This is a genomic window from Microterricola pindariensis (assembly GCF_002936985.1).
In the GTDB taxonomy this organism is placed as follows: domain Bacteria; phylum Actinomycetota; class Actinomycetes; order Actinomycetales; family Microbacteriaceae; genus Microterricola; species Microterricola pindariensis.
In genome coordinates this window covers 56500-78107 of the sequence record NZ_MPZN01000001.1, presented here as the reverse complement: position 1 = coordinate 78107, position 21608 = coordinate 56500, and the positions used below count along the sequence as shown (strand labels likewise).

The window sequence follows — 21608 nt, the reverse complement described above, 5'->3', positions numbered from 1 at the left end:
GACGCTAGGACGCGGCGTCGAACAGGGTGCTGACGTTTGCCGCGGCATCCGTCAGCGTGAGGGTGAGCACGGGGCGGCCGTGCGCGGCCAGCACGCTGGCGTCACCGCTGGCCTGGGCCTGGATGAGCTCGCCGAAGCTGAACGGGCTCTCCGGGATGTCCAGGTCCTCGGCCGGGGTGGCCAGGATCTGCAGGAACGCCCCGACAGCCGGGCCGCCCTTGTGGAACTGACCGGTCGAGTGCAGGAAGCGCGGACCCCAGCCGAAGGTGACCGGTCGACCGGAGCGCTCGGCGAGGATCGCACGGAGCTCGGCCAGCTGCGGCAGCGCCAGGCGGTCGACGTAGGCCTGGATCGAGATGTAGCCGTCCTCCGGCACCTCCTCGACCAGCACGTCGATGGCCGACTGCAGGTCGCTGGCGGCGCCGATGACCTCCGGCGTGCCGCGCACCTCGATGCCCTCGGAGACGAAGGCGGCGGGGGCGGGCTCCGGGCGTGCGTCGAGCAGGCCGCGGGTCGCGATCTTCGCCGACTCCACGTCGGGCTGGTCGAACGGGTTGATACCGAGCAGGCGGCCGGCGACGACCGTGGCGTACTCCCAGACCAGGAACTGCGCGCCCAGGGTGCCGCTGACGCGGACCTCGTCGGCGTCGCCGTCCAGGAACAGGGTGTCGCCGGCCTCGTCGACGAGGCGGACGAGCAGGAAGTCGTCCAATCCGCCGGCGAGCTCTGGTGCGCCCTCCTCGAGAACGACGGGCAGCAGGCCGGTGCCGAGCTTGCCGGTGGACTCCGCGATCAGCTGCTCCACCCAGTCGGGCAGGCCGACGATGTGAGTGCCGTCGGCCAGCAGGCCGAGCTTGTTGCGCAGCGGCTGCGTGCCGGCGATGGCGGCGCCGAGGAGGAGGCCGGGGTTGGTCTCGTTGTCGACGGCCAGCGGCAGCGAGATCGCGTCGGCCTCGTCGAGCAACTCGGCGATGTCCACGCCGGCCAGGCCGGACGGGACCAGGCCGAAGGCGGTGAGGGCCGAGTAGCGGCCGCCCACGTTCGGGTCGGCGTTGAAGACGCGGTAGCCGGCCGCGCGCGCCGAGACGTCCAGCGGCGAGCCGGGGTCGGTGACCACGATGACGCGCTCGGTCGGGTTGATGCCGGCATCCGTGAACGCCTTCTCGAAGACGCGGCGCTGGCTGGCGGTCTCGACCGTCGAGCCGGACTTCGACGACACCACGATGGCGGTCTCGGCGAGCCGGTCGTTCAGCGCGGCGAGCACCTGGCCCGGGTCGGTGGAGTCCAGCACGGTGAGCTCGACGCCCATGGTGCGGGTGATGACCTCGGGCGCCAGCGAGGAGCCGCCCATGCCGGCGAGGGCGATGTGGCGGACGCCGGCCGCGTGCAGCTCCTCGCGCAGGGCGAGGATCTCGGGCACGAGGGGGCGGGAGATGGCGACGGACTCGGTCCAGCCGAGGCGGACCGCGGACTCCGACTCGGCGTCCGCGCCCCACAGGCTCGGGTTCTGGGCGGTGATCGCCGAGGCGACCTCGTCGGCGACGAGGGCGGGGAGGTGGCGGCGGACAGCCTCAGCTGCCGCGCCGCCGACCGCGACGCCGAAGGCCCCGCTGGTGATCGTCACCGTGCTGCCTCGAGGGCGCCCGTGACCGTCTCCAGCAGCTCGCCCCAGGACACGATGAACTTGGACACGCCCTCGGACTCGAGCACGGCGGTGACATCGTCGTAGGAGACGCCCACGGCGGCGAGTGCGTCGAGAACGCCCTGTGCCTCGGCGTAGGAGCCGGTGACGGTGTCGCCGGTGATGACGCCGTGGTCGTAGGTGGCCTCCATCGTCTTCTCCGGCATGGTGTTGACCACGTCGGCCGCGACCAGGTTGGTCACGTAGAGGGTGTCGGGGAGGCTCGGGTCCTTGACGCCGGTCGAGGCCCAGAGCGGGCGCTGCTTGTTGGCGCCGGCGGCGAGCAGCGCCTGGGCGCGGTCGCTGGCGAAGGCCTTCTCGAACACCTGGTAGGCCAGCTGCGCGTTGGCGACGCCGGCCTTGCTCTTCAGCGCCAGCGCCTCCTCGGTGCCGATGGTGTTCAGGCGGGCGTCGATCTCGGTGTCGACGCGCGACACGAAGAAGGAGGCGACCGAGTGGATGGTGGCGAGGTCGTGGCCGTTGGCCTTCGCCTTCTCGAGGCCGGCGATGTAGGCGTCGATGACCTGCTGGTGGCGGGCCAGGCTGAAGATCAGCGTCACGTTGACGCTGATGCCGGCGCCGATGGTCTCGGTGATGGCCTCGAGGCCCTCGATCGTCGCCGGGATCTTGATCATGGCGTTCGGGCGGTCGACCTTGGCCCAGAGCTGCTTGGCCTGGGCGATGGTGCCGGCTGCGTCGTGGGCGAGGCCGGGCTCGACCTCGATGGAGACGCGGCCGTCGACGCCGTTCGTGCGGTCGTAGACCGGGCGGAAGATGTCGCTGGCTGCGGCGACGTCATCCGTGGTGATCTCGAAGACGGCGTCGTGCACGCTCGTGCCGGCGGCGGCCAGCAGGGCGACCTGCTCGGTGTAGGAGGTGCCGTTGGCCAGCGCGTTGGCGAAGATCGTCGGGTTGGTGGTGACGCCGACGACGTTCTTCTCGGAGATGAGCTTCTGCAGGCCGCCGGAGACGATGCGGTCGCGGGAGAGGTCATCCAGCCAGATGCTGACGCCGGCGGCGGACAGCTCGGAGAGGGGAGTGGTTTCAGTCATTGTGTTCAAAACTCCTTTGCGCGGCTCAGGCCGACGCGATCGATTCCTTGGCAGCGGCAACAACGGCGTCCGTGGTGATGCCGAACTCGTTGAAGAGGGTCTGGTAGTCGGCCGAGGCACCGAAGTGCTCGATCGAGACGCTGCGACCCTGGTCGCCGATGTAGCTCTTCCATGTCAACGCGAGACCGGCCTCAACCGATACCCGAGCCGTGACGTTCTTCGGCAGAACCGATGCGCGGTACTCGGCGCTCTGCTCCTCGAACCACTCCAAGCTCGGCGCCGAGACGACGCGGGCGTGCACGCCGTCTGCCTTCAGCTCCTCGCGGGCGGCGAGGGCGAGCTGCACCTCGGAGCCGGTGGCGATGATGATGACGTCGGGGGTGCCGTTGGCGGCATCCGCCAGCACGTAGGCGCCCTTGGCGGTGTTCTTCGCCGAGGCCAGCACGTCGCCGGAGGCCTCGCCCTCGCCGCGCTCGAACACCGGGATGTTCTGGCGGGTCAGTGCGATGCCGGCGGGGCCGCCGCGGCGCTTGAGGATCTCGAGCCAGGCGTAGCTGACCTCGTTGGCGTCGCCGGGGCGGACGACGTCCAGGCCCGGGATGGCGCGCAGCGTGGCGAGCTGCTCGATCGGCTGGTGCGTCGGGCCGTCCTCGCCGAGGGCGACGGAGTCGTGCGTCCAGACGAAGATCGAGGGCACCTTCATGAGCGCGGCGAGGCGGACGGCCGGGCGCATGTAGTCGCTGAAGATGAGGAAGGTGCCACCGAAGGCACGCGTGTTGCCGTGCAGCACGATGCCGTTGATGATCGCGGCCATCGCGTGCTCGCGGATGCCGAAGTGCAGCACGCGGCCGTACGGGTTGCCGCTCCACTCGTGGGTGGAGTGCTCGCTCGGAACGAAGGAGGCGGACCCGTTGATGGTGGTGAGGTTCGACTCGGCGAGGTCGGCGGAGCCGCCCCAGAGCTCGGGGATCACGCCGGCGAGGGCGTTGATGACCTTGCCGGATGCCGCACGGGTCGACACGGAGGTGCCGCCCTCGAAGACGGGCAGTGCCGCCTCGGCTTCCTCGGGCAGCTCGCCGCTCAGCACGCGCTCCAGCAGGGCGTTGCGCTCGGGGTTGGCTGCGGCCCAGGCGTCGAAGCCCTTCTGCCACTCGGCGTGCTGCTCTGCGCCACGCTCGACGGCCTGGCGGGTGTGCGCCAGGACGTCCTCTGCGACGGCGAAGCTCTCGGCCGGGTTGAAGCCGAGCACCTCCTTGACGGCGGCGAGCTCCTCCGCGCCGAGCGCGGAGCCGTGGATCTTGCCGGAGTTCTGCTTCTTCGGGCTCGGCCATCCGATGATGGTCTTCAGCACGATGAGGCTCGGCTTGTCGGTCTCGCCCTGCGCCGCCTCGATGGCGGCATGCAGCTCGGCCATGTCCTCGACGTACTCGCCCGTCTTCTTCCAGTCGACGGTGAGCACCTGCCAGCCGTAGGACTCGTAGCGCGCGGCGACGTCCTCGGTGAAGGCGATCTGGGTGTCGTCCTCGATCGAGATCTGGTTGCTGTCGTAGATCGCGATGAGGTTGCCGAGCTGCTGGTGGCCGGCGAGCGAGGAGGCCTCGCTGGTGACGCCCTCCTGCAGGTCGCCGTCACCGGCGATGACGTAGACGAAGTGGTCGAAGGGGCTCGTGCCCGCTGCGGCATCCGGGTCGAACAGGCCGCGCTCGAAGCGGGCCGCGTAGGCGAAGCCGACGGCGGAGGCCAGGCCCTGGCCGAGCGGCCCGGTGGTGATCTCGACGTGGTCGGTGTGACCGAACTCGGGGTGGCCGGGGGTCTTCGAGCCCCAGGTGCGCAGCGCCTTGAGGTCGTCGAGCTCGAGGCCGTAGCCGCCGAGGTACAGCTGGACGTACTGCGTCAGCGAGCTGTGCCCGACGGAGAGCACGAAGCGGTCGCGCCCCAGCCAGTGCTGGTCGGACGGGTCACGGCGCATGACCTTCTGGAACAGCAGGTACGCGGCGGGTGCAAGGCTCATCGCCGTTCCCGGGTGCCCGTTGCCCACCTTCTCCACTGCGTCGGCCGCGAGGATGCGGGCGGTGTCAACTGCCTTGCTATCAATGGAATCCCATTGCAGATCTGCCACTGGATCTAGACCCTTCTAAGCGTAGGGAGACAGAATCATGTCGTCTGCGCTCCCGATGAGGAATGCCGTACCGCAGTCGTCTTCGGCTGCTCCGGTGCGCACGTCGGAAGCAAGGGCAGCCGACAAGATCGTGCGCGCGCTGGAGACCGGCGGGCTTCTTCAGTATAGGGACAGCGCCCATCCGCACGCATGGATATGACGACATCCAGCGAGTTCGCGAACGTAGCCTAGAATTGCCTGAGTACCCGGGTGTAAGAGGAGCAATGGACGTCGCACTAGAGAATCGCACACTGAGCCAGCGACCGGATTTGCGGCGCAAACTCCGCGCATACTGGGCTTTGACCAAGCCGCGTGTGATCGAACTGCTGCTCGTGGTCACAGCGCCGACCATGATTCTGGCGCACAACGGCATCCCGAGCCTCTGGCTCGTGCTGGCCACCCTGATCGGCGGCGCGATGAGCGCCGGCTCCGCCGGCGCGTTCAACTGCTACATCGACCGCGACATCGACCGCGTGATGAAGCGCACCAAGAACCGTCCGCTGGTGACGGGGGAGCTGAGCGACCGGGAAGCCCTGGTCTTCGCCTACGGCCTCGGTGCCGCATCCATCGTCTGGCTCTGGCTCACGACCAACTGGCTGGCCGCGGCGCTCTCGCTCGGCGCCATCCTGCTCTACGTGGTCTTCTACAGCCTGATCCTCAAGCGCCGCACCGCGCAGAACATCGTCTGGGGCGGACTGGCGGGCTGCATGCCCGTGCTCATCGGCTGGGCCGCCGTCACCGGCGACATCAGCTGGCCCCCGATCATCCTGTTCGCGATCATCTTCCTCTGGACGCCGCCGCACTACTGGCCGCTGTCGATGAAGTACCGCGACGACTACAAGGCCGCCGGTGTGCCGATGCTTGCCGTCGTGCGCGGTCGCGCACAGGTCGGCCTGCAGACCATCCTGTACGCGTGGGCCACCGTCGCCTGCTCGCTGCTGCTGGTCCCCGTCGCCGGAATGGGCGTCGTCTACACGGCGGTCGCCGTCGTGACAGGTGGCTGGTTCATCTACGAGACGCACCGCCTCTACAACCACGCCATCCGGCACAATGAGGTCTCGCCGATGCGGGTCTTCCACGGCTCCATCGCCTACCTCACCCTGCTTTTCGTCGCCGTCGGCGTCGACCCGCTGCTGCCCTTCTAGGCACAGCCCGGACAACCTCGGTGTTGTCCGTCGCGAAAGGCCCTGCCGTATCGGCAGGGCCTTTTCTCGTGCCCGCCGGCGCCCGCACGGCGGACGGTGGGCAGCGGCAGAGCGGCAGAGCGGCAGAGCGGCAGAGCTGCAGAGCCGGGGTGCCGGATGCCCGCATCTCGCAGCCGTTCCGCGGATGCGAAACGCGAAACGCCGCGAGAACGTGTCGTTCTCGCGGCGTTTCGTTGCGCGCATCCGCAGAATGGCTGCGATCCGGGCCTGGGCTAGGCGGAGGTCGCCGCCATCTCGCCGGCGGGGGAGACCGCGCCAGGAGCAACCGGCCTCTTCAGGTGCAGCACGACGACGGTCATCGCCGAGGCGAGCAGGGCGGCCAGCAGCATGTGCGCGGCGACGAGGGCCTCCGGCAGGCCGGTGTTGGCCTGGATCAGGCCGACAGCGATCTGCACGACCTCGACGCCGAGCAGCGCGAGAACCCACCTGTGCACCGTGGTGCCGGTGAACCCGTTCGAGGCGATCGCCAGCGTGACGGTGAGCGCGAAGGTGACGTAGGCGGGCCAGGCGTGCAGGTGCTCGAACAGCTCGGCGTTGAAGCCGGTGCGTGCCGCGTTCAGGTCGCCGGAGTGCGGGCCGGACGCCGTCGTCAGCACGCCCATCGCGATGGTGAGCGCCACGAAGAGGGTGGTGACGTGGGTGAGGATCATGAACCAGCGCGGCACGGCGAGCTCGCGCGGCCCCGGCGTGGCGTACACCCGCACCAGCAGTGCCGCGGCGATCGCGCACATGACGAGGGACACGGTGTAGTGGAAGCCGACGATGAACGGGTTCAGGCCGGTGAGCACGCTGATGCCGCCGACGATGGCCTGTGCCACGACGCCGATCAGCAGGATGAGGGAGAGCGTCCAGAGCTCACGGCGCTCCTTGCGCAGGCGCAGCACCAGGAGCAGCATGACGACGGCGATGATGCCGACGACGCCGGACATCATCCGGTTGCTGAACTCGATGACGCCGTGGATGCCCATCTCGGGCGTCGGCACGAGCGACTCCGGCGTGCAGAGCGGCCAGGTCGGGCAGCCGAGGCCGGAGCCGGTGAGCCGCACGGCCCCGCCGGTCACGATGATCACCAACTCCGAGATGAAGGAGAGCCACGCGAAGAGGCGGATGCCCCCGTTGACCTGGGTGGGGATGGAGAAGCGGTTCACCGTGTATTCGCCTTCGTGTCTTGTCTGTTTTGGCGACGCCAAGCTGCGCGCACGCCGATCCTCAGCTGTGTGGCTGTAGAATGAAATTTGGTTTGAGAACCGTGCTCACGCGCCGTCGCGTTACACGACGCAGTGACGCGCGCCTTGATAAGCGGTTCTTGAATATCTTATGTACGCAAAGCAGCCACCCGCACATTCATCCCCCATGCCAGACGCATTCGCGCCTGGATCGGGAATGAGCCGGACTGATAGCCGGTTAAAGCGGGCAGGAGAAGAGGTAGAGAATGTCGGACGTGCTCATCGACCGCCCCGAGCTCGAGTCACTTGGTGTCTACGAGTTCGGATGGCATGACCCGGATGCCGCAGGTGCATCCGCCCGTCGAGGGATCTCGAAGGAGGTCGTCTCCGACATCTCGGCACTGAAATCTGAACCGGCGTGGATGCTCGAGCGCCGTCTGAAGGGCTACGAGCTCTTCGGCCGCAAGCCGATGCCGACGTGGGGCGCAGACCTCAGCGAGATCGACTTCGACAACATCAAGTACTTCGTGCGCTCGACCGAGAAGCAGGCCCAGACCTGGGAAGACCTGCCGGACGACATCAAGAACACGTACGAGAAGCTCGGCATCCCGGAGGCAGAGCGCCAGCGCCTGGTCTCCGGCGTGGCCGCCCAGTACGAGTCCGAGGTGGTCTACCACCAGATCAACGAAGAGCTCGAGGCCCAGGGCGTCATCTTCATGGACACGGACACCGCTCTCAAGGAGCACCCGGAGTTCTTCGAGGAGTACTTCGGCACCGTCATCCCGACGGGCGACAACAAGTTCGCCGCGCTGAACACGGCCGTCTGGTCCGGCGGCTCCTTCGTCTACGTGCCGCCCGGCGTGCACGTGGAGATCCCGCTGCAGGCCTACTTCCGCATCAACACGGAGAACATGGGCCAGTTCGAGCGCACCCTCATCATCGCCGACGAGGGCAGCTACGTTCACTACATCGAGGGCTGCACCGCCCCGATCTACAAGAGCGACTCGCTGCACTCCGCCGTCGTCGAGATCATCGTCAAGAAGAACGCCCGCGTGCGCTACACGACGATCCAGAACTGGTCGAACAACGTCTACAACCTCGTCACCAAGCGTGCGACGGCCGCAGAGGGCGCGACCATGGAATGGGTCGACGGCAACATCGGCTCCAAGGTCACCATGAAGTACCCGTCCATCTTCCTGATGGGCGAGCACGCCAAGGGCGAGACCCTCTCCGTCGCCTTCGCCGGCCCCGGCCAGCACCAGGACGCCGGCGCCAAGATGGTGCACATGGCGCCGTACACGCAGTCGTCGATCGTCTCCAAGTCGATCGCCCGCGGCGGTGGCCGCGCCGGCTACCGCGGCGAGGTGCGCATCGATGCCAACGCCCACCACTCGGCGAACAGCGTCGTCTGCGACGCGCTGCTGGTCGACACCATCTCGCGCTCCGACACCTACCCGGCGATCGACATCCGCGTCGACGACGTGCAGCTCGGCCACGAGGCCACCGTGTCGAAGGTCAGCGAGGAGCAGCTCTTCTACCTGATGAGCCGTGGCATGACCGAGACCGAAGCCATGGCGATGATCGTGCGCGGCTTCATCGAGCCGATCGCGCGCGAGCTCCCCATGGAATACGCACTTGAACTCAACAAGCTCATTGAAATGGGCATGGAAGGATCCGTCGGCTAAATGTCCGCCGCCTCGACACCCAGTACAACCATGCCCAGTTCCGACGCGCCCGCGGCGAGCCTCGTCTCGCCCGAGCAGCACGGCCTCAAGAAGCACAGCGACGGGGGCTGGGGTCTCGCCCCCGTGCAGACCCGCTCCGCCCGCTTCGCCTCCTTCGAGCACAGCGACTTCCCCGTGATCACGGGCCGCGAGGCCGTCTGGAAGCTCTCCCCGATCGCCAAGTTCGCCGACCTCCTGGACGGCGAGCTGGACGGCTCGGCGTTCCCGTACACCGCGACGGATGCCGCAGGCGTCAGCATCAGCTGGATCGACCGCACCGACCCCCGCATCGGCACCGCCGGCAAGCCGGAGGAGCGCGCCTCGGCGAACGCCTGGACGAGCTTCGAGAAGGCCCTGCTCATCCGCATCACCGGTGAGGACGCCACGGAGGTGACCGTGCTGCGCGACGCGCTCGGCACCGCCGCCCGCGCCGCCCACATCGTGATCGAGGCCGCGCCATTCAGCAACGCGCGCATCGTCCTCGACAACACGGGCGACGCCCGCATCGTCGAGAACGTTGAGATCATCGTGGGCGAGTCCGCGAACCTCAGCATGATCACCGTGCAGCAGTGGAACGACGGGGCCGTGCACCTGGCCAACCACTTCTCCCGGGTCGGCCGCGACGCCAAGCTCAAGCACATCGTCGTCTCGCTCGGCGGTTCGGTCGTCCGGCTCAACCCGACGACCCACCTGGCCGAGTCCGGCGCCGACGTCGAGGCCTACGGCCTCTACTTCGCCGACGCCGGCCAGCACCTCGAGCAGCAGGTCTACGTGCACCACGAGGCGCCGCACACCCGCTCGCGCGTCAACTACAAGGGCGCACTGCAGGGCGAGGGTGCGCGCACCGTCTGGATCGGCGACGTGCTGATCGGCCAGCAGGCCACCGGCACCGACAGCTACGAGCAGAACCGCAACCTGGTCCTCAGCGAGGGCACCCGGGCCGACTCGATCCCGAACCTCGAGATCGAGACGGGCGACATCGCCGGGGCCGGCCACGCCAGTGCCACGGGTCGTTTCGACGACGAGCAGCTGTTCTACCTGCAGTCCCGCGGAATCCCGGAGGAGGAGGCGCGTCGCCTCGTCGTCCGCGGCTTCCTCAGCGAGATCGTGCAGCAGATCGGCTCCGCACCGCTCGAGGAGCGCCTGCAGGCCGTCCTCGAGGCCGAGCTCGTCGGAACGGCACTCTGATGGCGGCAAGCAGGATCTGCGGGCTCGACGAGCTCGAGGAGAACAAGGCCGTCAAGGTCGACATCGACGGTGTCTCCATCGCCCTGGTGAAGGATTCCGCCGGCGAGGTCTTCGCCATCGGCGACACCTGCACGCACGGCGACATCTCCCTCTCCGAGGGCTTCGTCGAGGGCGACACGCTGGAATGCTGGGCCCACGGATCGCAGTTCTCGCTGCGCACCGGCAAGCCGCTGACGCTCCCGGCCTACGAGCCCGTACCCGTCTACCAGGTCAACCTGGTCGACGGCGACATCTACATTGACCCGGCCGTCACCCTGGCCGTCTAGAACATTCCGGAACGGCACTTACCTGCCTGGCGCAAGCGCGCCGAACACGAAAGAGATTGAACACTATGTCTGTTCTTGAGATCAAGGACCTGCACGTCAACGTCGAGACCGACCAGGGTGCCAAGAAGATCCTGCGCGGCGTCGACCTGACCATCAACGAGGGCGAGATCCACGCCGTCATGGGCCCCAACGGCTCCGGCAAGTCCACCCTCGCGTACACGATCGCCGGCCACCCGAAGTACCACGTCGAGGGCGGCTCCATCCTGCTCGACGGCGTCGAGGTCCTCGACATGAGCGTCGACGAGCGCGCACGGGCCGGCCTGTTCCTGGCCATGCAGTACCCGGTCGAGATCCCCGGTGTGACCAACACCAACTTCCTCCGCACCGCCAAGACCGCGATCGAGGGCGAGGCTCCCAGCATCCGCCACTGGATCAAGGACGTCCGCACCGCCATGGACGCCCTGCGCATGGACCCGTCCTTCGCCGAGCGCAACGTGAACGAGGGCTTCTCCGGTGGCGAGAAGAAGCGCAACGAGATCCTCCAGCTCGAGCTGCTCAAGCCGAAGTTCGCCGTCCTCGACGAGACCGACTCCGGCCTCGACGTCGACGCGCTGAAGATCGTCTCGGAGGGTGTCAACCGGGCCAAGGCCAACACCGGCCTGGGCATCGTGCTGATCACCCACTACACCCGGATCCTGCGCTACATCGAGCCCAACTTCGTGCACGTGTTCGTGAACGGCCGCATCGCGGAACAGGGCGGCCGCGAGCTCGCCGACCGCCTTGAGGACGAGGGCTACGATCGCTTTCTCACCGGCGCGAACGTAGGCTAGTCCTATGACCAGCACGCTCGCCCCCGCACTCTACGACCAGGTCGAAGAGGCACTCAAAGACGTCATGGACCCGGAGCTCGGCATCAACATCGTCGACCTCGGGCTCATCTATGACCTCGGCTGGGACGACGAGAACAACGCGCTCGTCATCCACATGACCCTCACCAGCGCCGGCTGCCCGCTCACCGATGTTCTCGAGGAGCAGACCGCCGAGTCGTTGGACGGTGTCGTCGACGCCTTCCGCATCAACTGGGTGTGGATGCCGCCGTGGGGCCCGGAGAAGATCACGGACGACGGACGCGACATGATGCGCGCCCTCGGCTTCTCGATCTAGGCCTGAGCCCGTCTGATTCAGGCTCCGAAGCGGCCCGCACCTCCACGAGGTGCGGGCCGCTTCTCTGTGTCCGCCCACCCTCGGCGGGCGGGGCTAGGCTCGGCACATGAGCATTGGAAGCACGCCAGAGGACCCGTACCTGCCGGAGACCGATCGCAGCGAGACCGCCCCGCCCGAGCGCTACAGCCACGGCCACCACGAGAGCGTGCTGCGCACCCACTCCTGGCGCACCGTGCAGAACTCGGCCGGCTACCTGCTCCCGCACCTGGCCGCCGGGCAGCGGGTGCTGGACGTCGGCTGCGGCCCGGGCACCATCACCGTCGACCTGGCCCCGCGCGTCGCCCCCGGCGAGGTGGTCGGCATCGACTCCGAGGCCGACGTCGTCGAGCAGGCCCAGGCCCTGGCCACCGACAGCGGGTTGCGCAACGTGCGTTTCTCCGTCGGAGATGTCTATGCACTGGACTTCCCGGACGACAGCTTCGACGTCGTGCACGCGCATCAGGTGATGCAGCACCTGGCCCGGCCGGTCGACGCGATGCGCGAGATGCGGCGCGTGCTGAAGCCCGGCGGCATCCTCGCGGTGCGCGACGTCATCTACGGCTCCACCTCGTGGTACCCGGCGCTGCCCGCCCTGGACCTCTGGCTGGCGAGCATGCGCGCCGTGATGCTCGGCAACGGCGCGTTCCCGGATGCCGGCCGCTCGCTCAAGGCGTGGGCCAGGCACGCGGGTTTCCACTCCATTGAGAGCTCGGCGACGATGTGGTGCTTCGCCACGGACGCCGAGCGCGACTGGTGGGGGAGCAGCTGGGCCGAACGCGCCCTCGAGTCGAGCTTCGCGGCGCAGGCCATCGAGACCGGCGTCGCCACCCTCTCCGACCTGCAGGAGATCTCCGAGGGCTGGCGCTACTGGGCGGCCGACGCCGACGGCTGGCTCGGCATGCCCCACGGCGAGATCATCGCGACCAAGTAGCGCGACGCGCAGCGTCGCGAAAGGCGACAGCCCAACCTCAGGAAACCTCGGGAGGGGAACCAGACCCGCTGGTCGACTAGCGAGGAACGAGCGCATCGAGACCTCGTGCGCGGAACGGTTCGGGGGGTGTCAGGGTCTCGATACGGCCCTGGCGGGCCTACTCGACCAGCGGGGGAGGAACCAGACCCGGTGGTCGAGTAGCGAGGAACGAGCGTATCGAGACCTCGTGCGCGGAACGGTTCGGGGGGTGTCAGGGTCTCGATACGGCCCTGGCGGGCCTACTCGACCAGCGGGGGAGGAACCAGACCCGGTGGTCGAGTAGCGAGGAACGAGCGTATCGAGACCTCGTGCCCGGAACGGTTCGGGTGGTGTCAGGGTCTCGATACGGCCCTGGCGGGCCTACTCGACCAGCGGGGAGGTGAGCGCGCCCCATTGGGCGACCGGCGGGCGGGATGCCCGTCCCGCCGGTCGGAACGCTACCAGTCCTCGTCGTCGCTCTCGGCGAACTCGCTGGTGCTGGCCGGCACGCGCTGCGTGATCGTGGCGCTGTCCGCCTCGGCGTCGTAACGGATGACGGTGCCGTCATCCAGCTCGAGCACCGGCTTGTTCTCCAGCCAGGTCAGCGTCCAGCGCCAGGTGGCGCGGTCGACGCCGGCCGGCGCCTCATCGCTCTCGACGGCCTCAACGGCGACCAGGACGACCTCGGGCAGGGTGTCCGGCGCGCTCGCGCCGAAAGCCCACCGCTTGCCGAGCTGCATCAGGCGCCGCCCTCTGCGTTCGGGTCCATGTCGTAGGTGACCCAGTCCGTGCGCTCTGCGACCTTGTCGTAGAGCAGCTGCGCCACCTCGTTGTCGCTGGCGCTGATCCAGCGCACGACGCTCAGCCGGTTCTCCCTGGCGTAGTCCTTGGCGGTCTCCAGCAGCGCGGCGCCGACGCCGTTGCCGCGGGCCGAATCGGCCACGTAGAGGTCGTCGAGGAACAGGCCGCGGCTGGCATCCAGCGGGCGGGCGAACTCACGCAGGTGGGCCAGCCCGATGAGCTCGCCGTCCTCCTCGGCGACGTAGCCGAAGCTCTCGTGGTTCTTGTCGACCAGCCAACTCCACAGGATGAGCGCCTTCTGGTCGGTCAGCTGCTTGTTGTAGAAGCTGTTGTAACCCTCATAGAGGCCGATCCAATTGAAGAAGTCTCCATCGGCGATCGGGCGAATCTGCACGGTCATGCGGCTCTCCTAGCTCTCCTGCGCGGGGGCGAAAACAATATCGGTGACGGCGATCTCAGTGCCTTCGACGAAGCTCAGCTGCTGGATGCGTCCAACCGCCTTGAGGTCTTCTGCAGCCAGACGGAGCAGCTGAAGCTGCTCCGAAGTTGCCATGATAGTCGCCGAGGTCACGGCTGTCTTCTGTGACGCCTTGGCGTCGGTCTTGGCACGTCGGATGCCGATGAGCGCCTGGCCGGCCAGAGCGAGCACCTGCGGCGCCGCATCGGGCAGCGGGACGGACACGGGCCAGCTGGCGGTGTGCACGCTGCCCTCGTTGGACCAGGACCACGCCTCCTCCGTCGCGAACGGCACGAAGGGGGCGAACATGCGCAGCAGAACGGACAGCGCGATGCGCAGCGCGGTCGTGGCCGAGGCCTGTCCGGCGCCGTCGGCGTATGCGCGCTCCTTGACCAGCTCGAGGTAGTCGTCGCAGAACGTCCAGAAGAAGCTCTCGGTGAGCTCCAGCGCGCGGGCGTGGTCGTAGTTCTCGAACGCGGCGGTCGCCTGGTCGATCACGGTGTGCAGCGAGGCGAGCATGCTGAGGTCCAGCGGCTCCGTCACGGTGTCGAGCGTGCCGGCGTCCGCGCCCTGCTCGAAGCTCAGGATGAACTTGGCCGCGTTCAGGATCTTGATGGAGAGGCGGCGGCCGATCTTGATCTGGGTCGGGTTCTGCGGGTCGAAGGCCGCGTCGGTGCCGAGGCGCGAGGAGGCGGCCCAGTAGCGCACCGCGTCGGAGCCGTGCTGCTCGAGGATGTCGGCCGGGGTGACGACGTTGCCCTTGGACTTGGACATCTTCTTGCGGTCGGGGTCGACGATGAAGCCGGAGATGCTGGCGTGCTTCCACGGCGCGACGCCGTGCTCCAGCTCGGCGCGCAGCATGGAGGAGAACAGCCAGGTGCGGATGATGTCCTGGCCCTGCGGGCGCAGCGAGTAGGGGAAGACCAGGTTGAACAGCTCCGGGTCGCGCTCCCAGCCGCCGGCCAGCTGCGGGGTGAGCGAGGAGGTCGCCCAGGTGTCCATGACGTCGAGCTCGCCGATGAAGCCGTTCGGGACGCCGCGCTGGGCCTCCTCGTAGCCGGGGGCGGTGTCGCTGGACGGGTCGACGGGCAGCATCTCGCGGCCGGCGATGATCGGCGCGTCGAAGACGGGGTTGCCGTCGGCGTCCAGCGGGTACCAGACGGGGATCGGGATGCCGAAGAAGCGCTGGCGGGAGATCAGCCAGTCGCCGGTCAGGCCGCCGACCCAGTTCTCGTAGCGCACGCGCATGAAGTCGGGGTGCCACTCCAGCTCGGCGCCGTGCTCGAGCAGACGCGCGCGGAGCGCCTCGTCCTTCGCGCCGTTGCCGATGTACCACTGGCGGGTGGAGACGATCTCGAGGGGCTTGTCGCCCTTCTCGAAGAACTTGACGGGGTGCTGGATGTTCTTCGGCTCGCCGATCATCTCGCCGCTCGCGCGGAGCAGCTCGACCATGGCGGCCTTGGCCGAGAACACGGTCTTGCCGGCGATCTGGGCGTAGGCGGCGAGGCCGGCCTCGCTCGTGATGGCCTCGGGCGCCTCGCCGATGATGCGGCCGTCGAAGCCCATGATGGCGCGGTTCGGCAGCTGCAGCTCGCGCCACCAGACCACGTCGGTGACGTCGCCGAAGGTGCAGATCATGGCGATGCCGGAGCCCTTGTCCGGCTGGGCGAGGTGGTGCGCGAGCACGGGCACCTCGACGCCGAACACCGGAGTGGTCACGGTGCTGCCGAAGAACGGCTTGTAGCGCTCGTCATCCGGGTGCGCGACGAGGGCGACACACGCCGCGAGCAGCTCGGGGCGGGTCGTCTCGATCTCAATCGTGCCGCCATCGGGCTTGTGGAAGCTGACCCGGTGGTAGGCGGCCGGCTGGTCGCGGTCCTCCAGCTCGGCCTGCGCGACGGCGGTGCGGAAGGTGACATCCCAGAGCGTCGGGGCCATGGCCTGGTAGGCCTCGCCGCGCTCGACGTTGCGGATGAAGGCCAGCTGCGAGGTGAACAGGGCCTCGTCGCCGATGGTGCGGTAGCTCTGCGTCCAGTCGACCGAGAGGCCGAGGGTGCGCCAGAGCGCCTCGAACTGCTTCTCGTCCTCGACGGTGAGGCGCTCGCACAGCTCGATGAAGTTGCGGCGGCTGATCGGCTGCTGGTCGGCGGCCTTGGTGCTCTTGCCGTCGCCGCCCTCGAAGGGGGGAACGAAGTCGGCCGTGTACGGCAGGGTCGGGTCGCAGCGGACGCCGTAGTAGTTCTGCACGCGGCGCTCGGTGGGCAGGCCGTTGTCGTCCCAGCCCATCGGGTAGAACACGCTCTTGCCGCGCATGCGCTGGAAGCGGGCGACGACGTCGGTGTGCGTGTAGGAGAAGACGTGGCCGATGTGCAGCGAACCGGATGCCGTCGGCGGCGGCGTGTCGATCGAGTACATGCACTCGCGGGTGGCGCTCGCACGGTCGAAGCGGTAGGTGCCAGCGGTCTCCCAGACCTGGCCCCATTTGGCTTCCAGCCCTTCGAGTGCGGGCTTGTCTGGAACGCGATCGGGGGTAGTCATGAGGCTCCGGTTCGTTGTGGGCGGCACCGTGTCGGTGGTGAGGTGCCTGATAGTCAGCTCAATAAGGCTACCGGACGCGGCCGACCGAAAGGCGCGGCGCATCGGCGAGCAGCTGCGCCGTGTACGCGTGCCCGGGCCGGGCGAACAGCGCTGCGGCCTCGCCCTGCTCCACGACCCGCCCGGCCTGCATGACGGCGACCCGGTCGCTCAGCTGCCTGATCACGCCCAGGTCGTGCGAGATGAACAGCATGCTCAGGCCGCGCTCGCGCTGCAGCCGCCCGAGCAGCTCGAGGATCTGCGCCTGCACGGTGACGTCGAGGGCCGAGACGGGCTCGTCGCAGATCAGGATCTCGGGCTCGGCGGCCAGCGCCCTGGCAATCGAGACGCGTTGGCGCTGCCCGCCGGAGAGGGTGAGCGGATGCCGCGCCGCCAGCTCCGGCGCCAACCCGACCTGGCCGAGCAGCTCCGGCACGCCCGCGCCGCGGGAGGCGTCCCGGAGGATGCGCCCGACGCTCCAGCGCGGGTCGAAGGAGCTCAGGCTGTCCTGGTAGATGGCGCCGATCCGGTGCCGGCGCGCCCGGCGGCCCCGTTCGGGCAGCGGCGCCCAGTCCTCGCCGTCCAGGCGCACCGTGCCGGCATCCGGGGTCTCCAGCCCGAGCAGGATGCGGGCCAGCGTGCTCTTGCCGGAGCCGGACTCGCCGACCAGGCCGAGCGTCTCGCCGCGGCCGAGCTCCAGCGAGACGCCGTCCACGGCCTGCACCCGACCGCCGTCCCTGGCGAAGGAGCGGGAGACGCCCTCGACCGCCAGCACGGCGGGCCGCGCCGGGTGCGCCGGCCGCCCCGGCTGGGCCGCGCGGGGCGCGTGGTCGGGCACGGCGGCGATGAGGCGCTTCGTGTACTCCTCCTGCGGGGCGCCGAGCACCTCGGCGGTGCTGCCCTGCTCGATGACCCTCCCGCCCCGCATGACGAGCACGCGGTCGGCGAGGGCGCTGACGACGGCGAGGTCGTGGCTGATCAGGAGCAGCGCGGTGCCCTGGGCGGTGATCTCGGCCAGCAGCTCGAGGATGCGGGCCTGCACGCTGACGTCGAGCGCGGTGGTCGGCTCGTCGGCGATGACGATGGGCGGGTTCAGGGCGAGGGCGGCGGCGATGAGGGCCCGCTGGCGGAGTCCGCCGCTCAGCTCGCCGGAGCGGCGGCGCATGGCGGCATCCGGGTCCGGCATGGCCACCCGCTCCAGCAGCGCGCGCACCCGAGCCTGCACCGCGCCGGCGCCGCCGCGCTCGTGCAGTCGGATGGCGTCGCCGATCTCGCGCCCGATCGGCCGCAGCGGGTCGAGCGAGACGAGGGCGTCCTGCAGGATGAGCCCGACCTCGGTGCCGCGGATGGCGCGCCACTGGCGCTCCGTGGCCCGCCGGAGGTCCCGCCCGGCCACGACGAGTCGGTCCGCCCGCACCTCGGCGCGCGCGCCGGCCAGGCCGAGCAGGGCCCGCGCGGTGACGCTCTTGCCCGAGCCCGACTCGCCGACGATGGCCACGCACTCGCCGGGGCGCAGCGCCAGGTCGACGCCCTGCACGACGGTCTCGGCGCCGAAGCGCACGCTCAGCCCGGCCACATCGAGAAGCTCATTCACTGTGTTGCACCTTCCCTGGCGCGGACGCGGGTCAGTGCCCGGCCCAGCACGGTGCTGGCCACGGCGGTCAGCACGATCATCAGCCCGGGGAACACCGTCAGCCACCAGGCCGTGGCCAGGTAGGGGCGCCCGGCGGAGAGCATCGCGCCCCACTCCGCGGTCGGCGGCAGGGCGCCGAGCCCGAGGAAGCTCAGCGCGGACGCCCAGACGATGGCCTGGCCGATGCCGAGGGTGGCCAGCACGAGCAGTGGCGCGAGCGCGTTCGGCAGGATGTGCCTGCCGAGGATCCGTCGCGGCCGGTGGCCGAGCACCCTGGCCGCCTCGACGTAGCCGGAACGGCGGACCGCGAGCAGCTGGCCGCGCAGGATCCGCGCGTAGCCGGGCGCCGTCGAGAGGCCGACTGCGAGGGTGGCGGTGACCGGCCCCGGCCCGGCGATGACGATCACGAGCAGGGCGAGCAGCAGCCCGGGGAACGCGAACAGCACCTCGATCGTGCGGTTCACGGTGAAGTCGAACACGCGGCCGCCGAACGCGGCGAGCACGGCGAGGGCCAGGCCGAGCGTCAGCCCGCTGGCGGTCGCCGCCACGCCGATCAGCAGCGAGTTCGCGGTGCCGAAGACGACGCGGCTGTACACGTCGCGCCCGGACTCGTCGGTGCCGAACCAGTGCGCGGGCGACGGCGGGGAGAAGGCGTCGCGCGGGGCGATCTGGTTCGGGTCCTGCGGCGCCACGGCATCCGGGACGAGACAGGCCAGCAGCAGGTACAGCGCGAACGCCACCGCCAGCACTGTTCCGATGCGCACGGTGGCGACGCGCGGCCGGGCGCCAACGGCGACCGTGCGGAGCTCGAGCTCGCTCATGCCGCCACCGCCTGCCTGCGCGGGTCGACGAGGGCGGAGACGAGGTCGCTCAGCAGCGTCATGAGCACGTAGACAACCGCCACGACGAGGACGACGCCGGTGACGACGGGCACATCGCGGGCGGTGACGGCCTGCAGCAGGGTGCGACCGAGCCCGGGTCGGGCGAAGATCGTCTCGACGACCACCGCGCCGGAGAGCAGGGTGCCGAGCGCCCAGCCGGAGAGGGCGACGGCGGGGATCGCGGCGTGCCGGATGGTGTGCCGCAGGCTGACGCCGATGGCACTCTCGCCGCGGGCGCGGGCCGAGAGCGCGAACGGCTGGGCGAGGGCGTCCAACATGCCCTCCCGCATCACGGCGGCCAGGAAGCCGGCCAGCGGCACGGCGAGCGTGAGCACGGGCAGCACCAGGCCGCCGAGATCGCCGGTGGACACCGGCGGGAACCAGCCGAGGGCCGTGCTGAACAGCGCGATCAGCGCCGTCGCCAGCCAGAAGTGCGGCAGGGCGGCGCTGGTGAGCTCGATGCTGCTGGCGAGGGACGCCGCCACGCGGCCCGCCCCCGTCGAGACGAGCGCGAGCGCCAGGGCGAGCAGCCAGGCCACCGCGAGGGCCGCCAGCGCCAGCAACACCGTTCCGGGCAGCTGCGCGCCGAGCAGGTCGGCGACGGGCACCTTGAGGGCGTAGGACTGGCCGAGGTCGCCGGAGAGCAGTCGGCCGAGCATCGCCGCGTACTGCACGGCGAGCGGCTGGTCCAGGCCGTACTGCTGCCGCACCTGCTCCAGCGCCTCCGGCGAGGCCTGCGAGCCCGGCCCGCCGAGCACCGCCAGCGCCGGGTCGCCGGGGATCAGCCGCAGCGCGAAGAAGGTGATCGTCGCGACGGCCCAGAGCACGAAGACGGCGCCGGCGACGCGGGCGGCGACCCTACTCGCTGAGCCAGGCGTCATAGAAGCTCGGGGTGGACACGGTGCCGATGGCGCGCGCGCCGTGCAGGGTGGGGGAGAGCAGGAAGTGGTTCTGCTGGTCGTAGAGCGGCAGCACCGTGAAGCTGCCGAGGATCCGCTTCTGCGCCGCGGTGTAGAGGGTCTGCCGCTCGTCGGCGTCCAGGCTGCTCGCCGCCTGGGCGAGGAGGCTGTCGAGCTCCGGGTCGCTCAGCTGGGCCAGGTTGGCGAAGTAGCCGCTCGGCGCCGGGGTGATGCTGTCCGAGTGGTAGAGGATCCGCAGCACGTCCGGGCCGACCTTCGTGTACGGCGCGCTGACCACGTCGTAGTCGTTGGTGAACAGGGCGCCGTACCAGCTGGAGAGGTCGAGCGGGGTGATGACGACCTCGAAGCCGGCCTCGGCCGCCGTCGCCTGCACCTGCTCGAACAACGACTGCTCGGCCGGGATCGACTGGTTGGTGCTGACGGGGAAGGCGAGGCTCAGGCGCTGGCCGTCCTTGACGCGGATGCCGTTGGCATCCTTCTCGGACCATCCGGCCTCATCGAGCAGCGCGTTGGCCTTCTTCAGGTCGGTGCCGAACAACGACTCGTCGGAGTAGCCGAGCGGCTCGACGCTGGAGAGCGCCGAATAGGAGCGCTCGGCGGTGCCGAAGAAGAGGGAGTCGATGCCGTCGTTGACGTCGACGGCGCGGATGAAGGCCTCGCGCACGAGGGCGTCGTCGAAGGGAGCCTGGCCGGAGTTCAGCTCGAGCCGGTTCGAGGCGCCCGGCCGGGGCGCGTCGATCTCGGTGAAGGTGCCGGCGGATGCGGCGGCGGCCAGCGTGTCCGGCTGGGCGTTGTCGATGACCTGCACCTGGCCGGCCTGCAGCGCCGCGTAGCGGGAGGCGGAGTCCGGCAGGAAGCGCCAGTCGATCGCCTCCAGGTAGGCGGGGCCCTCGTGGGCGGCGTCGGCGGGCGGCGAGCTGTAGTTGTCGTTCCGCACCAGCGCGACGTGGTCCTGCTTGACCCAGCCGTCGACGGCGAACGGGCCGGTGCCGATCGGCGCCTGGCAGTTCTCGTCGAGGCCGCGGGCGATGCCGGCGGCCGACTCGATGGCGAGCCACGGCTGGCTGAGCGACTCGAGCAGCGCGCTGTCCGGGGCGGTCATGGTGAAGCGGGCCACCGTGTCGCTCACCGCCTCGACGCCGGCCACCTTGCCGAGCGCGAGGTAGCCGGTGGAGGAGCCGGTGGCCGGGTCCTGGACGTGCTCGACGGTGGCCTTCACGTCGGCGGCGGTCAGCGGGGTGCCGTCGCTGAAGCGCACGTCGTCGCGCAGCGTGAACTCCCACGTGAGGCCGTCCTCTGCCATCTCCCAGCTGTCGGCGAGCCACGGGATGATCCGGCCGTTGTCGTCGATCGACACGAGCGACTCCAGGTACTGCCCGGCGATGAGGGCCTGCGGGTAGTTGCCGCCGACGTGCGGGTCGAGGCAGTCGGGCTCGGCGTCGCCGCTGGCGTAGACGAGGGTGCCGCCGCTCACGGGCGTTCCGGATGCCGCGGTGCCGGTGGTGCCGGTGGCGTCCCCGGTGGCGGCGCTGCACGCGGCGAGCAGGAGGACGGCGGAGGCTGCCAGCGGCAGCAGTGCGCGCCGGGCGGCGCGGGAGGGCAGGGCGGGCATCGAGATCCTTGCTGGGGAGGGGGAGTGCGCCCGCCGTGGGGCGACCGCGTCACAATCATGGCATCGGGAAACGCACTC

General features: G+C 69.6%; 18 protein-coding genes. 7 read left to right on the top strand and 11 right to left on the bottom strand.

Going from position 1 to position 21608, the window contains the following annotated elements:
* Positions 1-4: 4 nt before the first annotated feature.
* Genes GY24_RS00385 through tkt form a run of 3 tightly spaced genes read right to left on the bottom strand, consistent with a single transcriptional unit; the run spans position 5 to position 4852 of the window.
* Complete coding sequence (locus GY24_RS00385; protein WP_233279116.1) at positions 5-1624, bottom strand: glucose-6-phosphate isomerase; 1620 nt, start codon at positions 1622-1624, stop codon at positions 5-7.
* A complete protein-coding gene (gene tal, locus GY24_RS00380) occupies positions 1621-2733 on the bottom strand; it encodes a transaldolase (RefSeq protein WP_104473843.1) in 1113 nt (370 codons plus the stop codon). The genes GY24_RS00385 and tal overlap by 4 nt, the downstream gene beginning before the upstream one ends.
* Positions 2734-2758: 25 nt before the next feature.
* Positions 2759-4852 (bottom strand): transketolase, encoded by a 2094-nt coding sequence (gene tkt, locus GY24_RS00375; RefSeq protein WP_104473842.1) that lies wholly within the window; start codon positions 4850-4852, stop codon positions 2759-2761.
* 263 nt (positions 4853-5115) lie between these two features.
* On the opposite strand from tkt, the gene GY24_RS00370 reads away from it, so the two are divergent.
* Positions 5116-6036, top strand: a complete 921-nt coding sequence (locus GY24_RS00370) for a heme o synthase (protein ID WP_104473841.1) — start codon at positions 5116-5118, stop codon at positions 6034-6036.
* Positions 6037-6308: 272 nt separating this feature from the next.
* On the opposite strand, the gene GY24_RS00365 is transcribed toward GY24_RS00370, so the two are convergent.
* A complete protein-coding gene (locus GY24_RS00365) occupies positions 6309-7244 on the bottom strand; it encodes a COX15/CtaA family protein (protein WP_104473840.1) in 936 nt (311 codons plus the stop codon).
* Between the two features lie 284 nt (positions 7245-7528).
* On the opposite strand from GY24_RS00365, the gene sufB reads away from it, so the two are divergent.
* The 6 genes from sufB to GY24_RS00335 all read left to right on the top strand — a co-directional run bounded on the left by sufB (position 7529) and on the right by GY24_RS00335 (position 12634).
* Entirely contained in the window at positions 7529-8947 is a 1419-nt protein-coding gene (sufB, locus tag GY24_RS00360; protein WP_104473839.1) for a Fe-S cluster assembly protein SufB, read from the top strand.
* Between the two features lie 30 nt (positions 8948-8977).
* Positions 8978-10174 (top strand): Fe-S cluster assembly protein SufD, encoded by a 1197-nt coding sequence (sufD, locus tag GY24_RS00355; protein ID WP_104473901.1) that lies wholly within the window; start codon positions 8978-8980, stop codon positions 10172-10174.
* A complete protein-coding gene (locus tag GY24_RS00350; RefSeq protein ID WP_104473838.1) occupies positions 10174-10500 on the top strand; it encodes a non-heme iron oxygenase ferredoxin subunit in 327 nt (108 codons plus the stop codon). The genes sufD and GY24_RS00350 overlap by 1 nt, the downstream gene beginning before the upstream one ends.
* Positions 10501-10565: 65 nt before the next feature.
* Positions 10566-11330 carry a Fe-S cluster assembly ATPase SufC gene (gene sufC / locus GY24_RS00345; RefSeq protein WP_104473837.1) on the top strand — a complete coding sequence of 255 codons (765 nt, stop codon included), beginning with the start codon at positions 10566-10568 and terminating at the stop codon, positions 11328-11330.
* Between the two features lie 4 nt (positions 11331-11334).
* Positions 11335-11664, top strand: coding sequence for a metal-sulfur cluster assembly factor (locus tag GY24_RS00340; protein WP_067227102.1), 330 nt, complete (start codon positions 11335-11337; stop codon positions 11662-11664).
* 106 nt (positions 11665-11770) lie between these two features.
* On the top strand, positions 11771-12634 hold the full coding sequence (locus tag GY24_RS00335; protein WP_104473836.1) for a class I SAM-dependent methyltransferase: 864 nt from the start codon (positions 11771-11773) through the stop codon (positions 12632-12634).
* A gap of 476 nt (positions 12635-13110) precedes the next feature.
* On the opposite strand, the gene GY24_RS00330 is transcribed toward GY24_RS00335, so the two are convergent.
* The 7 genes from GY24_RS00330 to GY24_RS00300 form a co-directional block, all read right to left on the bottom strand.
* Positions 13111-13392: a hypothetical protein gene (locus GY24_RS00330; protein WP_104473835.1), complete on the bottom strand. Its 282-nt coding sequence runs from the start codon at positions 13390-13392 to the stop codon at positions 13111-13113.
* Positions 13392-13853: a GNAT family N-acetyltransferase gene (locus tag GY24_RS00325; RefSeq protein WP_104473834.1), complete on the bottom strand. Its 462-nt coding sequence runs from the start codon at positions 13851-13853 to the stop codon at positions 13392-13394. The genes GY24_RS00330 and GY24_RS00325 overlap by 1 nt, the downstream gene beginning before the upstream one ends.
* Before the next feature lie 9 nt (positions 13854-13862).
* Complete coding sequence (valS, locus tag GY24_RS00320; RefSeq protein ID WP_104473833.1) at positions 13863-16448, bottom strand: valine--tRNA ligase; 2586 nt, start codon at positions 16446-16448, stop codon at positions 13863-13865.
* Positions 16449-16515: 67 nt separating this feature from the next.
* Positions 16516-18078 (bottom strand): dipeptide ABC transporter ATP-binding protein, encoded by a 1563-nt coding sequence (locus GY24_RS00315; protein ID WP_104473832.1) that lies wholly within the window; start codon positions 18076-18078, stop codon positions 16516-16518.
* Complete coding sequence (locus tag GY24_RS00310; RefSeq protein ID WP_104473831.1) at positions 18075-18938, bottom strand: ABC transporter permease; 864 nt, start codon at positions 18936-18938, stop codon at positions 18075-18077. The genes GY24_RS00315 and GY24_RS00310 overlap by 4 nt, the downstream gene beginning before the upstream one ends.
* Entirely contained in the window at positions 18935-19879 is a 945-nt protein-coding gene (locus GY24_RS00305) for an ABC transporter permease (RefSeq protein ID WP_104473830.1), read from the bottom strand. The genes GY24_RS00310 and GY24_RS00305 overlap by 4 nt, the downstream gene beginning before the upstream one ends.
* A complete protein-coding gene (locus GY24_RS00300; protein WP_104473829.1) occupies positions 19857-21530 on the bottom strand; it encodes an ABC transporter substrate-binding protein in 1674 nt (557 codons plus the stop codon). Before GY24_RS00300 ends, GY24_RS00305 begins: the two co-directional genes overlap by 23 nt.
* Positions 21531-21608: the final 78 nt, after the last annotated feature.

Excerpts from the sequence above, each read along its gene's own strand:
- tal (WP_104473843.1), bottom strand. The coding sequence starts at position 2,733 with ATGACTGAAACCACTCCCCTCTCCGAGCTGTCCGCCGCCGGCGTCAGC.
- GY24_RS00370 (WP_104473841.1), top strand. The coding sequence starts at position 5,116 with ATGGACGTCGCACTAGAGAATCGCACACTGAGCCAGCGACCGGATTTG.
- sufB (WP_104473839.1), top strand. The coding sequence starts at position 7,529 with ATGTCGGACGTGCTCATCGACCGCCCCGAGCTCGAGTCACTTGGTGTC.
- sufD (WP_104473901.1), top strand. The coding sequence starts at position 8,978 with ATGCCCAGTTCCGACGCGCCCGCGGCGAGCCTCGTCTCGCCCGAGCAG.
- GY24_RS00350 (WP_104473838.1), top strand. The coding sequence starts at position 10,174 with ATGGCGGCAAGCAGGATCTGCGGGCTCGACGAGCTCGAGGAGAACAAG.
- sufC (WP_104473837.1), top strand. The coding sequence starts at position 10,566 with ATGTCTGTTCTTGAGATCAAGGACCTGCACGTCAACGTCGAGACCGAC.
- GY24_RS00340 (WP_067227102.1), top strand. The coding sequence starts at position 11,335 with ATGACCAGCACGCTCGCCCCCGCACTCTACGACCAGGTCGAAGAGGCA.
- GY24_RS00335 (WP_104473836.1), top strand. The coding sequence starts at position 11,771 with ATGAGCATTGGAAGCACGCCAGAGGACCCGTACCTGCCGGAGACCGAT.
- GY24_RS00330 (WP_104473835.1), bottom strand. The coding sequence starts at position 13,392 with ATGCAGCTCGGCAAGCGGTGGGCTTTCGGCGCGAGCGCGCCGGACACC.
- GY24_RS00325 (WP_104473834.1), bottom strand. The coding sequence starts at position 13,853 with ATGACCGTGCAGATTCGCCCGATCGCCGATGGAGACTTCTTCAATTGG.
- valS (WP_104473833.1), bottom strand. The coding sequence starts at position 16,448 with ATGACTACCCCCGATCGCGTTCCAGACAAGCCCGCACTCGAAGGGCTG.
- GY24_RS00310 (WP_104473831.1), bottom strand. The coding sequence starts at position 18,938 with ATGAGCGAGCTCGAGCTCCGCACGGTCGCCGTTGGCGCCCGGCCGCGC.
- GY24_RS00305 (WP_104473830.1), bottom strand. The coding sequence starts at position 19,879 with ATGACGCCTGGCTCAGCGAGTAGGGTCGCCGCCCGCGTCGCCGGCGCC.
- GY24_RS00300 (WP_104473829.1), bottom strand. The coding sequence starts at position 21,530 with ATGCCCGCCCTGCCCTCCCGCGCCGCCCGGCGCGCACTGCTGCCGCTG.